The sequence below is a fragment of the Trinickia sp. genome, from assembly GCF_057351765.1.
Map to the genome: position 1 here is coordinate 220,017 of NZ_JBMRBK010000036.1, position 14,011 is coordinate 234,027.

At 62.2% G+C, this 14,011-nt stretch carries 13 protein-coding genes; 8 read left to right on the forward strand and 5 right to left on the reverse strand.

The window, feature by feature from the left end; genetic code table 11:
• Positions 1-250: 250 nt before the first annotated feature.
• Positions 251-1,996: an AMP-binding protein gene (locus ACO1XS_RS09340; protein ID WP_486390516.1), complete on the forward strand. Its 1,746-nt coding sequence runs from the start codon at positions 251-253 to the stop codon at positions 1,994-1,996.
• A gap of 64 nt (positions 1,997-2,060) precedes the next feature.
• Here ACO1XS_RS09340 and ACO1XS_RS09345 read toward each other — a convergent pair whose 3' ends face one another.
• The gene (locus ACO1XS_RS09345) at positions 2,061-2,780 is read right to left on the reverse strand and encodes an autoinducer binding domain-containing protein (RefSeq protein WP_486390517.1); all 720 of its coding nucleotides are present in this window, start codon (positions 2,778-2,780) and stop codon (positions 2,061-2,063) included.
• Positions 2,781-2,868: 88 nt separating this feature from the next.
• Here ACO1XS_RS09345 and ACO1XS_RS09350 point away from each other — a divergent pair, with 88 nt between their 5' ends.
• From ACO1XS_RS09350 to ACO1XS_RS09360, 3 genes are all read left to right on the forward strand, one after another.
• Positions 2,869-3,312, forward strand: a complete 444-nt coding sequence (locus tag ACO1XS_RS09350; RefSeq protein WP_331566169.1) for a DUF4902 domain-containing protein — start codon at positions 2,869-2,871, stop codon at positions 3,310-3,312.
• A gap of 250 nt (positions 3,313-3,562) precedes the next feature.
• Positions 3,563-4,183 carry an acyl-homoserine-lactone synthase gene (locus ACO1XS_RS09355; RefSeq protein ID WP_331566171.1) on the forward strand — a complete coding sequence of 207 codons (621 nt, stop codon included), beginning with the start codon at positions 3,563-3,565 and terminating at the stop codon, positions 4,181-4,183.
• A 104-nt stretch (positions 4,184-4,287) separates the two neighbouring features.
• Positions 4,288-5,010: a hypothetical protein gene (locus tag ACO1XS_RS09360; protein WP_331566173.1), complete on the forward strand. Its 723-nt coding sequence runs from the start codon at positions 4,288-4,290 to the stop codon at positions 5,008-5,010.
• Between the two features lie 29 nt (positions 5,011-5,039).
• Here the strand turns inward: ACO1XS_RS09360 and iolG are convergent, their stop codons facing one another.
• The 3 genes from iolG to ACO1XS_RS09375 all read right to left on the reverse strand — a co-directional run bounded on the left by iolG (position 5,040) and on the right by ACO1XS_RS09375 (position 8,029).
• The gene (gene iolG / locus ACO1XS_RS09365) at positions 5,040-6,047 is read right to left on the reverse strand and encodes an inositol 2-dehydrogenase (RefSeq protein ID WP_486390518.1); all 1,008 of its coding nucleotides are present in this window, start codon (positions 6,045-6,047) and stop codon (positions 5,040-5,042) included.
• Positions 6,048-6,158: 111 nt separating this feature from the next.
• The gene (locus tag ACO1XS_RS09370; RefSeq protein WP_486390519.1) at positions 6,159-6,932 is read right to left on the reverse strand and encodes a TIM barrel protein; all 774 of its coding nucleotides are present in this window, start codon (positions 6,930-6,932) and stop codon (positions 6,159-6,161) included.
• A 77-nt stretch (positions 6,933-7,009) separates the two neighbouring features.
• Complete coding sequence (locus ACO1XS_RS09375) at positions 7,010-8,029, reverse strand: sugar ABC transporter substrate-binding protein (RefSeq protein ID WP_486390520.1); 1,020 nt, start codon at positions 8,027-8,029, stop codon at positions 7,010-7,012.
• A 198-nt stretch (positions 8,030-8,227) separates the two neighbouring features.
• Between ACO1XS_RS09375 and ACO1XS_RS09380 the strand changes: the two genes are divergently transcribed.
• The 3 genes from ACO1XS_RS09380 to ACO1XS_RS09390 all read left to right on the forward strand — a co-directional run bounded on the left by ACO1XS_RS09380 (position 8,228) and on the right by ACO1XS_RS09390 (position 12,017).
• Entirely contained in the window at positions 8,228-9,904 is a 1,677-nt protein-coding gene (locus tag ACO1XS_RS09380) for an ABC transporter substrate-binding protein (RefSeq protein ID WP_486390521.1), read from the forward strand.
• Between the two features lie 33 nt (positions 9,905-9,937).
• A complete protein-coding gene (locus tag ACO1XS_RS09385; RefSeq protein ID WP_331566181.1) occupies positions 9,938-10,837 on the forward strand; it encodes a LysR family transcriptional regulator in 900 nt (299 codons plus the stop codon).
• A gap of 304 nt (positions 10,838-11,141) precedes the next feature.
• Entirely contained in the window at positions 11,142-12,017 is an 876-nt protein-coding gene (locus ACO1XS_RS09390) for an MBL fold metallo-hydrolase (protein ID WP_486390522.1), read from the forward strand.
• Positions 12,018-12,268: 251 nt separating this feature from the next.
• Here the strand turns inward: ACO1XS_RS09390 and ribA are convergent, their stop codons facing one another.
• Positions 12,269-12,916 carry a GTP cyclohydrolase II gene (ribA, locus tag ACO1XS_RS09395; protein WP_331566187.1) on the reverse strand — a complete coding sequence of 216 codons (648 nt, stop codon included), beginning with the start codon at positions 12,914-12,916 and terminating at the stop codon, positions 12,269-12,271.
• A 218-nt stretch (positions 12,917-13,134) separates the two neighbouring features.
• On the opposite strand from ribA, the gene ACO1XS_RS09400 reads away from it, so the two are divergent.
• Complete coding sequence (locus ACO1XS_RS09400) at positions 13,135-13,593, forward strand: CBS domain-containing protein (protein ID WP_331566189.1); 459 nt, start codon at positions 13,135-13,137, stop codon at positions 13,591-13,593.
• Positions 13,594-14,011: the final 418 nt, after the last annotated feature.

The following is a 14,011-nucleotide window of genomic DNA, read 5'->3' on the forward strand; positions in this document are numbered from 1 at the left end:
ATAGCGGCGATCCTCTCCCAATGCCGGCATTGCGGTGATCGCAGGGATGTTCCGAGATGGCGTTGGGAGGCTCGAACGAACAAAATAGGAAAGCCAATAATAGCCAGTCGAGCTTCGGCCGCCCCGTCGTACAGCGATGTATCCATGCACGAGATACTCGCAGCGCGCCGGGCTCGCCCATAAACGAAGAGACCCGGACGGCAACCGCCGCTTTGCACCGATCGGAGCCCGCGCTCCGCAGGAGACAGCAATGACAGCATCGCAACGCTTTTTGGCCGCGCGCGATTTTCTGCTGCGCCATCGAACCGACTATCAGAGCGCCTACGATGAGTTTGCGTGGCCCGTGCTCGATGAATTCAACTGGGCGCTCGATTACTTCGACGTCATGGCACGCGGCAACAGCGCCGCAGCGTTGCGGATCGTCGACGGCGCCCAACTCGACATCCGGCTCTCGTTCGCCGAAATGTCGGAGCGATCCTCGCGCATCGCCAACTTCTTGCGGGCCGCCGGGGTAGCGCGCGGCGATCGCGTGCTGCTGATGCTCCCCAATTGCGTCGAGCTCTGGGACGCCATGCTGGCGGTCATGAAACTCGGCGCCGTACTGCTGCCGGCGACGACACAACTCTCACCGGCCGACGTGCGCGAGCGCATACAGATCGCGCAGCCGACGTTCGCCATCGTCGACGCCGCCGAGCGCGCGAAATTCGACGGGCTCGAAAACGGCGGCAGACCGCTCGTGAAGATCTCAGTCGGGCCGGCTTCTGATACGAGCGCTGGGCAGGGATGGCTCGATTTCTCGCAAGGCTATACCTCCAGCGCCGAGTTCACGGCCGACGGTGTGACGCGGGCCGCCGATCCGCTGCTGCTCTACTTCACGTCCGGCACGACGTCAAAACCGAAGCTCGTCGAGCATACCCACGAGAGCTATCCCGTCGGCAGCCTGTCGACGATGTACTGGATCGGCCTACAACCCGGCGATATGCACTGGAACATCAGCTCGCCCGGCTGGGCCAAACATGCGTGGAGCTGTTTGTTTGCGCCGTGGAATGCAGGCGCGTGCGTCTTCGCAATGCAGTACACCCGCTTCGATCCTCGTGCGGTGCTCGAAGCAGTGGTCAAGCATCGCGTAACGACTTTATGCGCACCACCGACGGTCTGGCGCATGCTCGTTCAAGAACCGCTGACCTCCTACGCCGTTTCGTTGCGAGAGATCGTCGGCGCCGGCGAGCCGCTGAACCCCGAGATCATCGAACGGGTAAAACAGGCCTGGGGCATAACGATACGCGACGGCTACGGTCAGACCGAGACCACCTGCGTGATCGGCAACTCGCCGGGCCAGTCCGTGATTCCAGGATCGATGGGCCGGCCGATGCCGGGCTACCGGATCACGCTCGTCGATGCCGACGGCATCGTTTGCGACGAAGGCGAGGTCGCGCTCGAACTTGGCGCCGCGGCGAACGCAGGCGGCGCCCGCGCACCTGCCGGCCCGCTCGGGCTCATGACCGGCTATGCGAACAACCCCGATGCCACGCGCCACGTGATGCGCGAGGGGCTCTACCACACGTCCGACATCGCGCTGCGTCGGCCCGATGGCTATTACATCTATATCGGACGCGCCGACGATGTCTTCAAATCGGCCGATTACCGCCTGAGCCCGTTCGAACTCGAGAGCGCGCTGATCGAGCACGAAGCCATCGCCGAAGCCGCCGTCGTGCCGAGCCCCGATCCTTTGCGCCTGTCCGTGCCGAAGGCCTACGTCACGCTGCGCCACGGCTTCACGTATGGCCCGGAACTGGCGCAAAGCGTCTTTCGCTTCTCGCGCGAGCGGCTGTCGCCCTACAAGCGCATTCGCCGCCTCGAGCTCTTCGAGCTGCCGAAGACGATTTCGGGCAAGATCCGCCGCGTGGAATTGCGCCGCCGGGAAGAGGCACGGGGCGACGCGGCGGATCGACTTCCTAACGAGTATCGGGAAGAGGATTTCCCCGAGCTGAGCTGAGCTGAGCTGAGCGCATGCGGCAACCGCATCGCTCGGCCGCCGCGAGCCCGAGGTGCGCGGGCGGTTATCCGGTCGAGATCAAACCGATTGCGATTGCCTTGACAACCGCCTGAATCTTGTTCGTCGCGTTCAATTTCAACAGCACGTTATTGACGTGGAAATTGACCGTGCGCTCGGAGATATTGAGGATTTGTCCGATCTCGTTCGCCGTCTTGCCTTCGCCTGTCCAGCAGAGCACCTCGCATTCGCGCGGAGTCAGCTCGACGCTCGCCTCGGGTGCGAGCTTCGGCACGAGAAACTCGCTCATCAACGCATGCGAAAGATTGGCGAACCAGCTCGCCTGCAGCGTCAGCCGATCGGTTTCGGCACGGGTGAGTATCTCGGCGGGCCGCGCCATCGTCAACAGCCCATAGACGCCGTGCGCCGCCCAGCTCGAATGCGCCACGCCGACCTTCATGCCGAAATCGTGCGCGTCTTGCCAAAGGCGCGGGGCACTGACCGTGGCCTCGGGCCAGACGATCAGGCTGCTCTTCGTCGTGCCCTCGCGCACGGTGGGATCGATCGCGATGAAGTTGTTTTCCTGATAGTGCTTCATCCAGCCCGCGGGGTAGGTGTCGAAAATCGCGACCGATGGGTTCGATACCGGCAACGGGACCCGAATGCCATAACAGCAGTACTCGAACCCCAGTTCCTTGGCGACCGCGGACATCCGCTCGAACAGCTGACGTTCGTCCTTGGCTTCGTTCAGCTTCTCGTAGCCATCATGCCAGCGCAGCAACTCCATCCTGTACCTCGCGGTTCCTACGATACCCACCCGACGCTGTCATAGTTAGCAGGTCTCATGGCCGGGTCGGACTGCTACAGTCCGGCCCATGAGACAAACTAATACCCTGCTCGCCGGCCCATCCCGTGACGGCTACGTGCGCCTTCCCGAACAGGCGTTGGATCACCTGCAGCTCGTCCATGTCGACTCCGGCCTCGACGAAGGCCTGTTGGAGGAATTGCGTGCCGACGCCGTCGATGCCGTGAGCGCCGGCTACACCGAATGGCAGCGTGCGCGCGCCCCCGGGCGCGCCCATGTGACGGTCGGCTGGGACTGGTATGTCGACCGCGCTTCCGGCGCGCTCGTCATCGCCTGGGGCGATGTGCGCAGCAACGTGATGTGCGTCGACACCCGCGGCACCGATATCGGTATGGCGCGAACCGCGCAACTGCTGATGCGCCGCCTGGCCCAGCTCAATTGGCCGAACGCCGTTGCACGCATCGCGCTGTCACCACCTCCCGGCGTCGATGCACCCGGGCCCGCACTGCAATAAGCGACAAAAGGAACGCGAGCGGCCCGTGAGCCCGCCCGCAATCATCTCATCATTCCTCTACAGGACTCATTTATAAGGAAATTACGCCCTCTTTTCAATCTCGATATGAATTTTCACCAGCCAGCGTGGGGAATCCGCCACCCCCGCGCGGGAGACGTATTGCCTGAAAAACCCTGTCAACGTTGACAGTTACCGGTCCTCGGGGTGCGCGCTGTAATGCGTCCATCAAAAAAGCATATGCGAGGACTCCATGCGGACTTCCGTTCACGGCGAAGGGCGCCTCCCCGAAGACCTCGACAACGCACTCGCGCAGTATCGCCACCAGGTCTTCGTCGAGCAGCTCGGCTGGAAGCTGCCGTGCGTTGAAGACCGCTTCGAGCGCGACCAGTACGACCGGCAGGACACCATCTACATCGTCGCGCACGACGAATCCGGATCGATTTGCGGCTGTGCGCGGCTTTTGCCCACCACCCGCCCCTACCTGCTTCGCGATCTCTTCCCATTCCTGCTGGCCACGGACATGCCCGCGCCCGTATCCGACGACGTCTGGGAATTATCCCGTTTCGCGGCCAGTGCGGCAAATGTCGATCCCGCCGCGCTGGGTGACGAAAACACGTCGTGGGCCGTGCGGCCGATGCTGGCTTCCGTCGTCGAGTGCGCCGCCAAGCTGGGGGCCCGCCAACTGATCGGCGTCACATTCCTGAGCATGGAGCGGCTTTTCCGGCGCATCGGCGTACATGCCCACCGGGCCGGGCCCGCTCAACGCATCGACGGTCGCATGGTCGTGGCGTGCTGGATCGACATCGATTCGCAAACGCTCGCGGCCCTCGGTCTCGATCCGGCGTTGCTGCCGCAGCAGGCCGCGGTTTGAGTCGCGCCTCTCACAGCCATGCCGCCTGAAGGAGAGTCATCTTGCAACCCCAGTGCACCTCGCCCAGTTCATCCTCCATACAGGCCTTCGTCGCGAGAGCCGGGTTGTCCATCGAATTCGCGGGTTCCGACGAGCGTATGCGGCTCGCCGCAATCGACCGGCGGGGCTTCACTGTCGGCGTGACGGACGACGCGCAATTGCCGCCGCAGGGACTGCCCCGCCAGGCCCGCGTCACGTATGGCGGCGAGACCCTTTGCGAGGCGCGTCTCGTGGCGCGCTGTCCCGTGCAGGGGCAAACCCCCGTGCGCGAAACGGTCCTGCAACCTTCGCGAAGCGATGACGATGTTGCATTCTGGCAAGCGCTGTATGCTCATCGACTGCGGCAGCGCAGCGCTGGGGGCGGGCACCCGATTGCCCGCCGAGACTCGCTCGGCAATGAGCGCTACGACGCGCTGCAGGCTGCCTCGAGTCGGGCGTTGACCGATGGAGAGGCTATATTCGTGCTGTCCGATGCTGGTGACGCGGCTTTTTTTGCGGCGTGGCTCGAATATCACTTCGCCGAAGCCGTCGCGCGCACCCGGGCAGCATCAACGCCCGCCGAACTCCGCGATATGGCATGTCGAACCGAGAATGCCGACGTGATCGTCTGCTTCGAATATCGTTTCAACGGAAAAGCCGCACACGCGGCCACGCGCGAGACGTGCGCATGGGTCGCGGCCGAAGTCGAGCGCCTGTTCGGCCTCGCCATTCGCTATGAAGTCGCGGATACGCGCCAGCAGGCCGGTGCCATGAGCTACCGTCAGCGGCGCACGACGCTTGCGTCGTAGTTCGATCGAGGGCAATAACCCGCGCGATGTCACCCGCCACGCAAGTCCGGCGCAATCGGCTCAGTTTTGCCGCTCCGCGCCGAGCGCGCGGCAGCTTCCGCGCAAGCGAGAGCCAATACACCATCCGCCAGAGTCACGGCGGCGTGCGATCCCTCCCGCACCGCGTCGACGAAAGCATTCCACTCCGCCTCGTATGCACGCCGATAACGTTCGAGAAAGAAGTAGACCGGCTTGGCCGAGAACGTCCCCGCGTCGCTGATCCTTTCGACGGTATTTTCAAGCACGTTCTGCGCTGCGAGTAACCCGCCCGAGCCGAGCAGTTCGACGCGCTGGTCATAGCCGTAGCCCGCTCGGCGCGAATTCTTGATCACGGCGAGCCGCCCGTCCGCCCAGAATAACGTCGCAACCGCGGTATCTACATCACCCGCCGAACCGATCCGCGGATCGACGAGCGATGCCCCGCTGGCAAAAATTCGCGCGGGTGCACCGCCCATCAGCCAACAGGCAGTGTCGAAATCGTGGATCATCATGTCCCGATACAGGCCCCCCGATACCTCGATGTACGACAGCGGCGGCGGCGCCGGATCGAACGACGTAATCGTCAACAGCTCGGCCTTGCCTATCTCCCCGGCATCGAGCGCGGCTTTCAACGCACTGAAGTTCGAATCGAAACGTCGATTGAACCCGATCATGACCGTTGCGCCGGTGCGGTTCACGCTCGCCTCGCACGCGCGCGCGCGCTCGAGCGACAAGTCGACGGGTTTCTCGCACAGCACGGCCTTTCCGGCTGACGACGCGCGCTCGATCAGAGCGGCATGCGTGTCCGTCGACGTTGCGATCAGCACGGCGCCGATCGTGGGATCCGCAAGGATATCGTCCACCGAGCGAGCCTGAACGCCGTATTCGGCGGCAAGTTTTCGCGCCGCGTTGGCAACGACATCGGCTACGGCAACGAGTTGGCTGTCCCGATGGGCAGCGATCGATCGGGCGTGAACTTGGCCGATCCGGCCCGCGCCCAACAGCGCAGTGTTCAGCATATGAGTAACCTCGGTGATGATTGTGAAATGCCGGCGTCGCGATGCCCCGGAATTTGATTAGTAGCGCGAAATGTCAGCATCGAACGACATGCGCGCGCAGCGCGTTGCGCTTCACACGGCGAACGCATCCCTGAACCGCTGTAGCGCAACCTCGTCGCTACCGCTTGCCCATGCCTCGAGCGCGACGGTGCCTCGATAGCCGGCTTCGGCGAGCGCGCGCGCGATCGCCGGATAGTGGATTTCGCCCGTCCCGGGCTCGCAGCGTCCAGGCACGTCCGCGACTTGGATTTCGCCGACATACGGCAACGCACGCCGTACCAGTTCGATCAGATTGCCCTCCCCGATCTGCGCGTGATACAGATCGAGGTTGAGGCGCAAATGCGGGTCGTTCACCGCTGTGACGAGCGCGAGCGTATCCGCGGCGCGGGCGAACGGCACCCCCGGATGATCGACGTCCGTATTCAGGTTCTCAAGACAAAACGTGACACCAGTATGCCGCCCGAGCTGCGCAACGTCAGTGAGTGTGCGATATGCCGCCATCCACATTTCGCCACTCGTCGCCGCGGCCGGCGTAACGGGCAATCCTTGCGGCCCGAGGCCGGTGCCGTGCAGATTCAGGCGCGGGCAGCGCAAGCGCTTCGCGACCTCGATCGACTGCCGCGCGGTTTCGAGCAATGCCGCCGCGCCCTGCTTCGTGACCAGGTCGCCGCTGACATAGCCTGTCATCGACGAGAACGCAGCGCCCGTCGCGACGAGCGCGTCGATGTCGTGCTTCGTCCAGTCCCAAATCTCGACGTGAAAACCCAGGCCGGCAATTGCGCGAACGCGCTCGACAAATGGGAGGTCGCGAAACACCATTTCGGCGCATACGGCTAGTTGGAACATAAAACGTCCTTTGGAAAAACGGTATGGAGGGTGCGGACTGCGCGGGTCCCCTGCCGAGGGCCGCAGTGGCGATTCGATCAGCGGTACTTGCCGGCGTATTTTTCAACGAGCGCAACGTTCGTGCGGGTCACGAATCCCGGGCCCGTGTCCACGCCGTTGCTGACAAAATGCGGCGCGAGTCCATACATATGCACGCGTTGCACGAATTTCGGGTCGGCCTTGAGAGCGGCGCATGCTTTGGCGACATCGCGCGTGTGCTCGCGCGTCATGATTGCGAGAAGCGCTACCGGGATATAGCCCTGCAGATAGGGCTGCTGGTCGATCGCGAAGGCGGCGGTGCCCGCTTCGATCGCTTTATCGACTTCGGGCGTCAGGTCGAACGTCGCGAAGTAGACCTTGCCCGCGAGGCCGAGCTTGCGGATCGCGCGCAGCGAAGGCACCGCCGACGTCGGGCCGAGCGCGAGCACGGCCTGCGTTTCGGGGTGCGCATGAAGCGCCGCGAACACCTTGTTTTCGACCTCGGTCGGATCGTTGCCGGAATCGAGCGTGGCTTTTTTGAAGGCCACACCGATTGCGTCGGCGAACCCGCGACACCGTTCGAAGGAAACCGGATTGGTCGCGTTGTTGTTGACGCAAAGGAAGCTCTTCACACCCGCGGCCTTGGCGCGCTCGCCAGCCTCCTTGCCGGCTTCATATTCGGGCTGCCCGACATGCAGCAGCGCACCGAGCCGGCGGCTCTGCTCGCCTGTTCCGGAGTTGAACGTGATGACGGGATCGCCTTTCTCCACGATCGTCTTTACTGGCCGCTGGATGACGTCGAAGTCGGCGATCGTCGTCGCGACGCCGTCATAGTGACGTGCTCCGGCCTGCTCGAGCAAACGTGTCATGTCGGCGAGATCGCCGTTGGACGGGTTGCGGTAGTCGACCGTCACGCCGAAATCCTGCTGCGCGTCGGCGATGCCATTCTTCACGACGTTCCAGAACGGATCGGCGTCGGGGGCATGGGTCACCACCACAAACCTTGGGCCGGCGGCCAGCGCGTGGAAACTGCACAGCAGCCATGCCGCCGCGGCCATCAGGCGAAACAGTCGTTTCATTGATGTCTCCTGTCTTTGGTGTCGTCGCCCGCCGTCACGGCATAGCGTGCCTGCATCGTATGCCGGCACCGGGAAAACGCCCGCAGCGCTCAATGTCCATTCTGGTTATTTTCAATTCAATCAATTACTTGAATCTGAATTGACGCGCGTGTCGGCGGCCGCCGCTGCTACACTGACGCCGATAGGAAAGAGGCTCCCATGCATGCACGTGACCGTCGTGCGACTCTTGCAGTCGTGAACACGCTGGCTGACATCCTGCGCGCCGAGTTCGGGACGGACGCCCCAACGCTGTGGCCGGTGCTTGCGACGCTGCTTCAGAACCACCTGGACGGCAAGGACACGGCGATCACGGCGCTCGCCGATCGGTCGGGGTTGCCGCGCACGAGCGCGCGCCGGATCGTATTCGCGCTGAAGGCCAAAGGCTGGCTGCAATTCCGCGCGCTACCGGGAAGCGGCAATCGCGCCTGCATCACACCGTCGGCGATGCTTCTCGAATGTCTCGATAGAATCACCGAGCAGACTGTGCGGCTCATCATCGACGCCAGCGACTCTTCATCGTTCGATCGCTTCGATGCCGCGACACTCGCCCCTGCATCGGAGATCGCATGGCCGCGTGCCGCCGCGGAGGGTTTTAACGACGCGATAGACCTGACGCTCGTCGCTTATGAAGACCCGGTGTTCGAGATCATCAAGCGCAACCGGCCTGATATCGAGCGTTTTCTCGGCCATCGCCTTCGGGTGCTCACCTGGCCGCAGCACGCCTATCGCAGGACCCTCGATCTCACGCTCGACGACCCTAGCCGGTTGGACGCCAACGCGCCGATGCTGGTCGCGGTTCCGTTTCCGTGGCTAGCGGAGCTTTGCAGAGACGACCGTCTGTGCGAGCTGCAGGCGTTACAGGCAGAAGGAAGCTTCTCAGGTGCCGATTTCTACGATGCCGTCTGGCAGGCAGGATGGGTCGGCGGGCAGCTGTACGCGATCCCGCTGCAGCCAACGCTCGACTTTCTCTGGTATCGCCGCGATCTTTTTGAAGCGGAAGGCCTCGACCCGCCGAGGACTTTCGACGACGTAATCCGTTGCGCGAGCCGTCTGCAACGCCCCCGCCTCGAACGCGCGGGCATCACATGGAATGCAGCGCCGGGCCTACCGCTCGCCGAATCGTTCCTGCAGATTCTCGGCGCGCAAGGACAGATGACTTACGACGAACGAGGCGTGCTGCTCGTCGACAATGAAAGCGGGCGAAATGTAATCGAGTATCTGCGCGCGCTGATTCCCTGGTCACCGCCCAATCTGCGCAGCATGGACTGGACGCGCAATGCGCAGATGTTCGGAGGGGGAAAGGCAGCGATGTGCTATCACTGGTCGAATCGCTACGGCCTGCTCGACAGTCACATGCTGTTGCACAAAGGCGGCCGTATCGGACTGCAATTCCATCCGACGATAACGCCGAACATGACGCCGATATCGCCGCTTGGCGGAGCGCTGCTCGCGATCCCGTCGCGCAACGGAGCGCGCGCTACCACGCGTGCCTGGCGGGCGATCGAGACGCTGACCTCTCCCGAACTGATGAAGTACTTCGTGCTGCACGGCGCAGCCGGAAACGCGCGCCATTCCGTTGCCGAAGACCGTTACGTTCTGCAGCGCAACCGCGTAATCGCAGTGATGGATGAACTCGCAAGGACAAGACAGGTTGCGTCGTTTCCCTCCTCGCGGGGTCCGCGCTATCACCATCTGATCGAGGTGCTCGGCAGCCATCTCGAACGGCTGCTGTTCGATGGCAATGGCGACGTGCGAACGGGCATTGCCCGATTGCAGGATGACCTTGCCCGAGCGGGCGAAGTGCGAGGGCGACCAGGGCGCAGCGGTAGTATGTAACGTCATTCCACTCACTTCATCAGCGGATGCAAAATGGAACTGCGTCACCTGCGCTATTTCGTCGCTGTCGCCGAGGGGCACAGTTTCCGCGTGGCCGCGGAACGGATTCACGTGACGCAACCGGCTATCACGCGCCAGATCCAGGACCTCGAGGCCGAAGTCGGGGTCGCACTTTTTCAGCGCACAACGAGTGGTGTGACGCTGACGCCGGCCGGAGAACTGTTTCTCCGGGAGGTCCGAGTGGTGCTCGCGACGCTCGCGGCCGCGACTCGCGCCGCCAGGCGTGTTTCCGAAGGCCTGGAAGGCAGCCTACGGATTGGTTTTGTCGAGAACAGTAGTTGGGAAGGACTCGTGCCTGAGCTATTCGCACACTATCAGGAACGGGCGCCCGGAGTGCACCTCGAGTTACTGCCCTTGAATTCGCCCGAACAGGTTGAATCGCTCATCGCGGATCGCATCGATGGCGGCTTTATCTACACGTTCGAGGAACTCCCTGCCGAGATCAGCACCATCCCACTCATGCATAAGAGTGTCCGCCTTGCCGTGCCAAAGCAATGGGGCTGGCCGGGCGATCAAGCCGTTCGTGCCAACGAATTGAACGGAAAGCCAATTATTGCGTTTCCACGGTACACATACCCCGCATACCACGACTATCTGATTCACGCCTGCCTCAAGGCAGGACTGACTCTTAACGTGGTTCAGGAAGTCACCACCGAAACAGCCATTCTGTCTCTTGTGTCGGCTGGCATCGGCGCAGCGATCGTGAACGCGGGCAATATCGGCCGACAACCGGCACGTGTCCAGTTTCTGGAGTTGGCCGATCTGCCTTTAGCCATCCCGCTTGCGTTCGCCTACCCAACGCAGAACCAAAACCCCGCATTAGCGCGCTTCATTGCCATGCTGACCGCCGTGCACGCGCAAATGACGGGCTGATTCAGTTACGTCCCGCCGGTTCCCTCGCATTCGACAACCCTGGCCATCGCGATTGCAAGCGGCAGATGCAGGCAGCGCACATCCTCATCGTTGGGTGATGCCTCATGGGCATCACTTGCGTGGCCAAACGGCATTGGCATATTCCGGCGCTTTCCGCAATAGTGGAGACGTAGAGGGACGACGGCGGCGTCATCCAACACGATCGCCCGCGGCCGAACCTCCATGGTTGCCAACCAGCGCGTGTGTGCTATGCGGGACGAAGAGTGGGTCCGCGCGCCCGCCAATTTCTCTTCCGAGGCCGATCATGAACGATACCCACCCTATCTATCGCGTCGGCGATGCGACTATCACGAAAGTTACGGAACAACTGTTCTCGCTCAAGACGAGCGCGCTGTTTCCCGACTTCGAATCGACCGTGATCGATGAGCATCGCACCTGGCTCTCAGGCAACCATCTCGATGCGGCGGAAGAGAATTTCATGTTGAGCGTCCACACGTGGGTCGTGCGCCGTGGTGGGCAAGTTATCCTTGTCGATACCGCCAGCGGAAACCACAAAGATCGGCCATTTAGCGCCATTTTCCACCAATTAAATACGCCGTATCTCGAGCGTCTCGCGCGCGCTGGAGTCGATCCCGAGGATGTCGATCTGGTGCTACTGACTCACCTGCATGTCGATCACGTGGGTTGGAACACCGTTCTGCGGGACGGCAAATGGGTGCCGACTTTCCCCAATGCGCGCTATGTGCTGGCCACCCCGGAACGAGAGTTTTTTGCGACGGATGCCGGACAAAAGCGCCGAATGGTATTCGAAGACAGTGTGCTGCCTGTGATAGAAGCAGGCCTGTCGGACGAAATCGGGGCCAACGGCGGAGAATATCTGCCGGGCATCAAATTCCATCCGACACCTGGCCACTGCGTTGGGCACATGTCGATCGAAATCGAGTCGGCAGGCGAGCGCGCGCTGTTTACCGGCGACATCTGGCACCACCCGATTCAGGCGTACCGCCCGAACTGGAGTTCGACGTTCTGCGCAGACCGGGATGGCGCAACCCGATCACGTAAATGGTTGCTTGAACGTGCGGCGCAATCCGGCGCCACCGTATTTACGCCGCACTTCGCCGGCACCTCGGCGGGCACGGTTCAAAAGCACGACGATCGATTCCTTTGGCAGTTTAAATAGGCTGCTCTTCCGCTCCCTCCTGTTTGACGGCCTGGTTTGCCGGGACAGCCGCATTACAGGGTATCGTCGCCACGGGTCGCCCTCTGCGGCGATACTGACTTTGACAAGATCAGCGCAGGCATGATCGAAAACTTGACTGACTTCCCATCCCTCTTCGGTCGTACGGTTATATACGGTTCCGGCGAGCGTGAAGAGTCAACACAGTAAGACGAACTACCTTCAGGGTACGTTCTACATGCCCCAACCCCAACCTACTCGTTCTCTTCGAAGTAATGCCCGAACTTGACCTGCTTCGTCCGGATATAGCGCTCGTTTTCGTCGCGCGCCGGGATTGCGAGCGCGACGCGCTCGCAAACCGGAATGCCGTGCTTCGCGAGCGTATCGAACTTCTTCGGGTTGTTGCTCATGAGCCTCACGGACGTGACTTTGAGCATCCGCAAAATCGCAGCGGCTGAATCGTACTCGCGAGCATCGTCGGGCAGTCCGAGCTCCAGGTTGGCTTCGACGGTATCGAGGCCCTGCTCCTGCAGCGCATACGCCCGAATCTTGTTCGACAAGCCAATACCCCGCCCTTCGTGCCCTCGGAGATAAAGCAGGACACCATGCCCCTCCGCCGCGATGTAGCGTAGCGCCAGGTCGAGCTGCTCGCCGCAATCGCAGCGGTAGGAGCCGAGCACGTCGCCCGTCAGGCACTCGGAATGAAGCCGCGTCAGCACGGATTGCCGGTTCGCCACATCGCCCATGACCAGGGCCAGGTGTTCGGCATTTTCCGCGTCCGCACGGAATGCGTATGACGTGAAGGTCCCATAGCGGGTCGGAAGCGTCGCCGTGGCGGCGAGCGTGACACATCGTTGTTCACTGCCGTCGCCCTCGGGCAGCGGCTCAGAATGCGTGGGCATGACTTTCGAATCGGGTGAATGCGACAAAACGTCCGGCGCCGACGATGGCGCGCACAAAACGCGAGTGTACCGCTATTCGCCCGCCGCGGCCCGGCGGGCGGCCGATTCGGGCGGTCGCCGCCTCCACCGCCTATACTGCACTCTGTCAGCCGCGTCCGTGGGCGCTCGATCCGCCAACGGGGCCCGGCTGCCATTGAACGAGAGCGGAGACCCCGGCCATGACGAGCGTTGCACAAATCCTCAAATCGAAAACCGAGCCCCAACCCGGCGAAAATCGGCCCGTCGTCACCATCACCGCCGATGCTTCGGTCTACGAAGCGGTCAAGATGATGGCCGCGCATCACATCGGCGCGCTCGTCGTCCTCGACGGCACCGAGATCGCAGGCATCGTCACCGAACGCGATTACGCCCGGAAAATCGTCCTGATGGACCGTTCGTCGAAGACCACGCCGGTGCGCGACATCATGACCCGCCAGGTCCGCTACGTCACGCCAGCCGACTCCGCGGAGCAGTGCATGGCGCTGATGACGACGCATCGCATGCGTCACCTGCCAGTGCTCGACAACGAGCAACTGATCGGCATGATTTCGATCGGAGACCTCGTGAAAACAATTATCACGGATCAGCAATTCACCATTCAGCAACTCGAACACTACATCACCGGCGTCCGTACCTGAACGCCGAACGCGACGCGCCTTCACGCGCTCGCGAACCGCGGCAAACCCGACCGGCAGGTCGCGCCGACGGCTGCGCTACGCCAATGCGGACAGCGCAGCGCGACTCTTTCCGCTCGCCGTCGCCAGCCATCCGTGACCGATTCCAACCCGCTTTGCGACGCCGCGACCGTGCTCGTCCGGCCGCAATTCCAATTGCCGCATTTAGGATTCGCTCTTTAGTCGAAAATCTAATTCACAGACTACATAAAATTAATTACTACGAGACACCGGAAATGAAGTGATTCAATTTGAAATCGATACCGCGTATCCCTGCGTCGAGCCCCTACTCAAACACGCTATTTTTGATATACCCTTGCATCTCATCAATAAGGCGATAGCCATCCTGATTTCCCGGCAAGCGAAAATACTTGACGGGCGG

Coding starts and splice junctions, on each gene's coding strand:
- ACO1XS_RS09390 (WP_486390522.1), top strand. CDS start 11,142: ATGAACGATACCCACCCTATCTATCGCGTCGGCGATGCGACTATCACG.
- ACO1XS_RS09400 (WP_331566189.1), top strand. CDS start 13,135: ATGACGAGCGTTGCACAAATCCTCAAATCGAAAACCGAGCCCCAACCC.
- iolG (WP_486390518.1), bottom strand. CDS start 6,047: ATGCTGAACACTGCGCTGTTGGGCGCGGGCCGGATCGGCCAAGTTCAC.
- ACO1XS_RS09355 (WP_331566171.1), top strand. CDS start 3,563: ATGCGGACTTCCGTTCACGGCGAAGGGCGCCTCCCCGAAGACCTCGAC.
- ACO1XS_RS09380 (WP_486390521.1), top strand. CDS start 8,228: ATGCATGCACGTGACCGTCGTGCGACTCTTGCAGTCGTGAACACGCTG.
- ACO1XS_RS09370 (WP_486390519.1), bottom strand. CDS start 6,932: ATGTTCCAACTAGCCGTATGCGCCGAAATGGTGTTTCGCGACCTCCCA.
- ACO1XS_RS09340 (WP_486390516.1), top strand. CDS start 251: ATGACAGCATCGCAACGCTTTTTGGCCGCGCGCGATTTTCTGCTGCGC.
- ACO1XS_RS09375 (WP_486390520.1), bottom strand. CDS start 8,029: ATGAAACGACTGTTTCGCCTGATGGCCGCGGCGGCATGGCTGCTGTGC.
- ACO1XS_RS09345 (WP_486390517.1), bottom strand. CDS start 2,780: ATGGAGTTGCTGCGCTGGCATGATGGCTACGAGAAGCTGAACGAAGCC.
- ribA (WP_331566187.1), bottom strand. CDS start 12,916: ATGCCCACGCATTCTGAGCCGCTGCCCGAGGGCGACGGCAGTGAACAA.
- ACO1XS_RS09385 (WP_331566181.1), top strand. CDS start 9,938: ATGGAACTGCGTCACCTGCGCTATTTCGTCGCTGTCGCCGAGGGGCAC.
- ACO1XS_RS09350 (WP_331566169.1), top strand. CDS start 2,869: ATGAGACAAACTAATACCCTGCTCGCCGGCCCATCCCGTGACGGCTAC.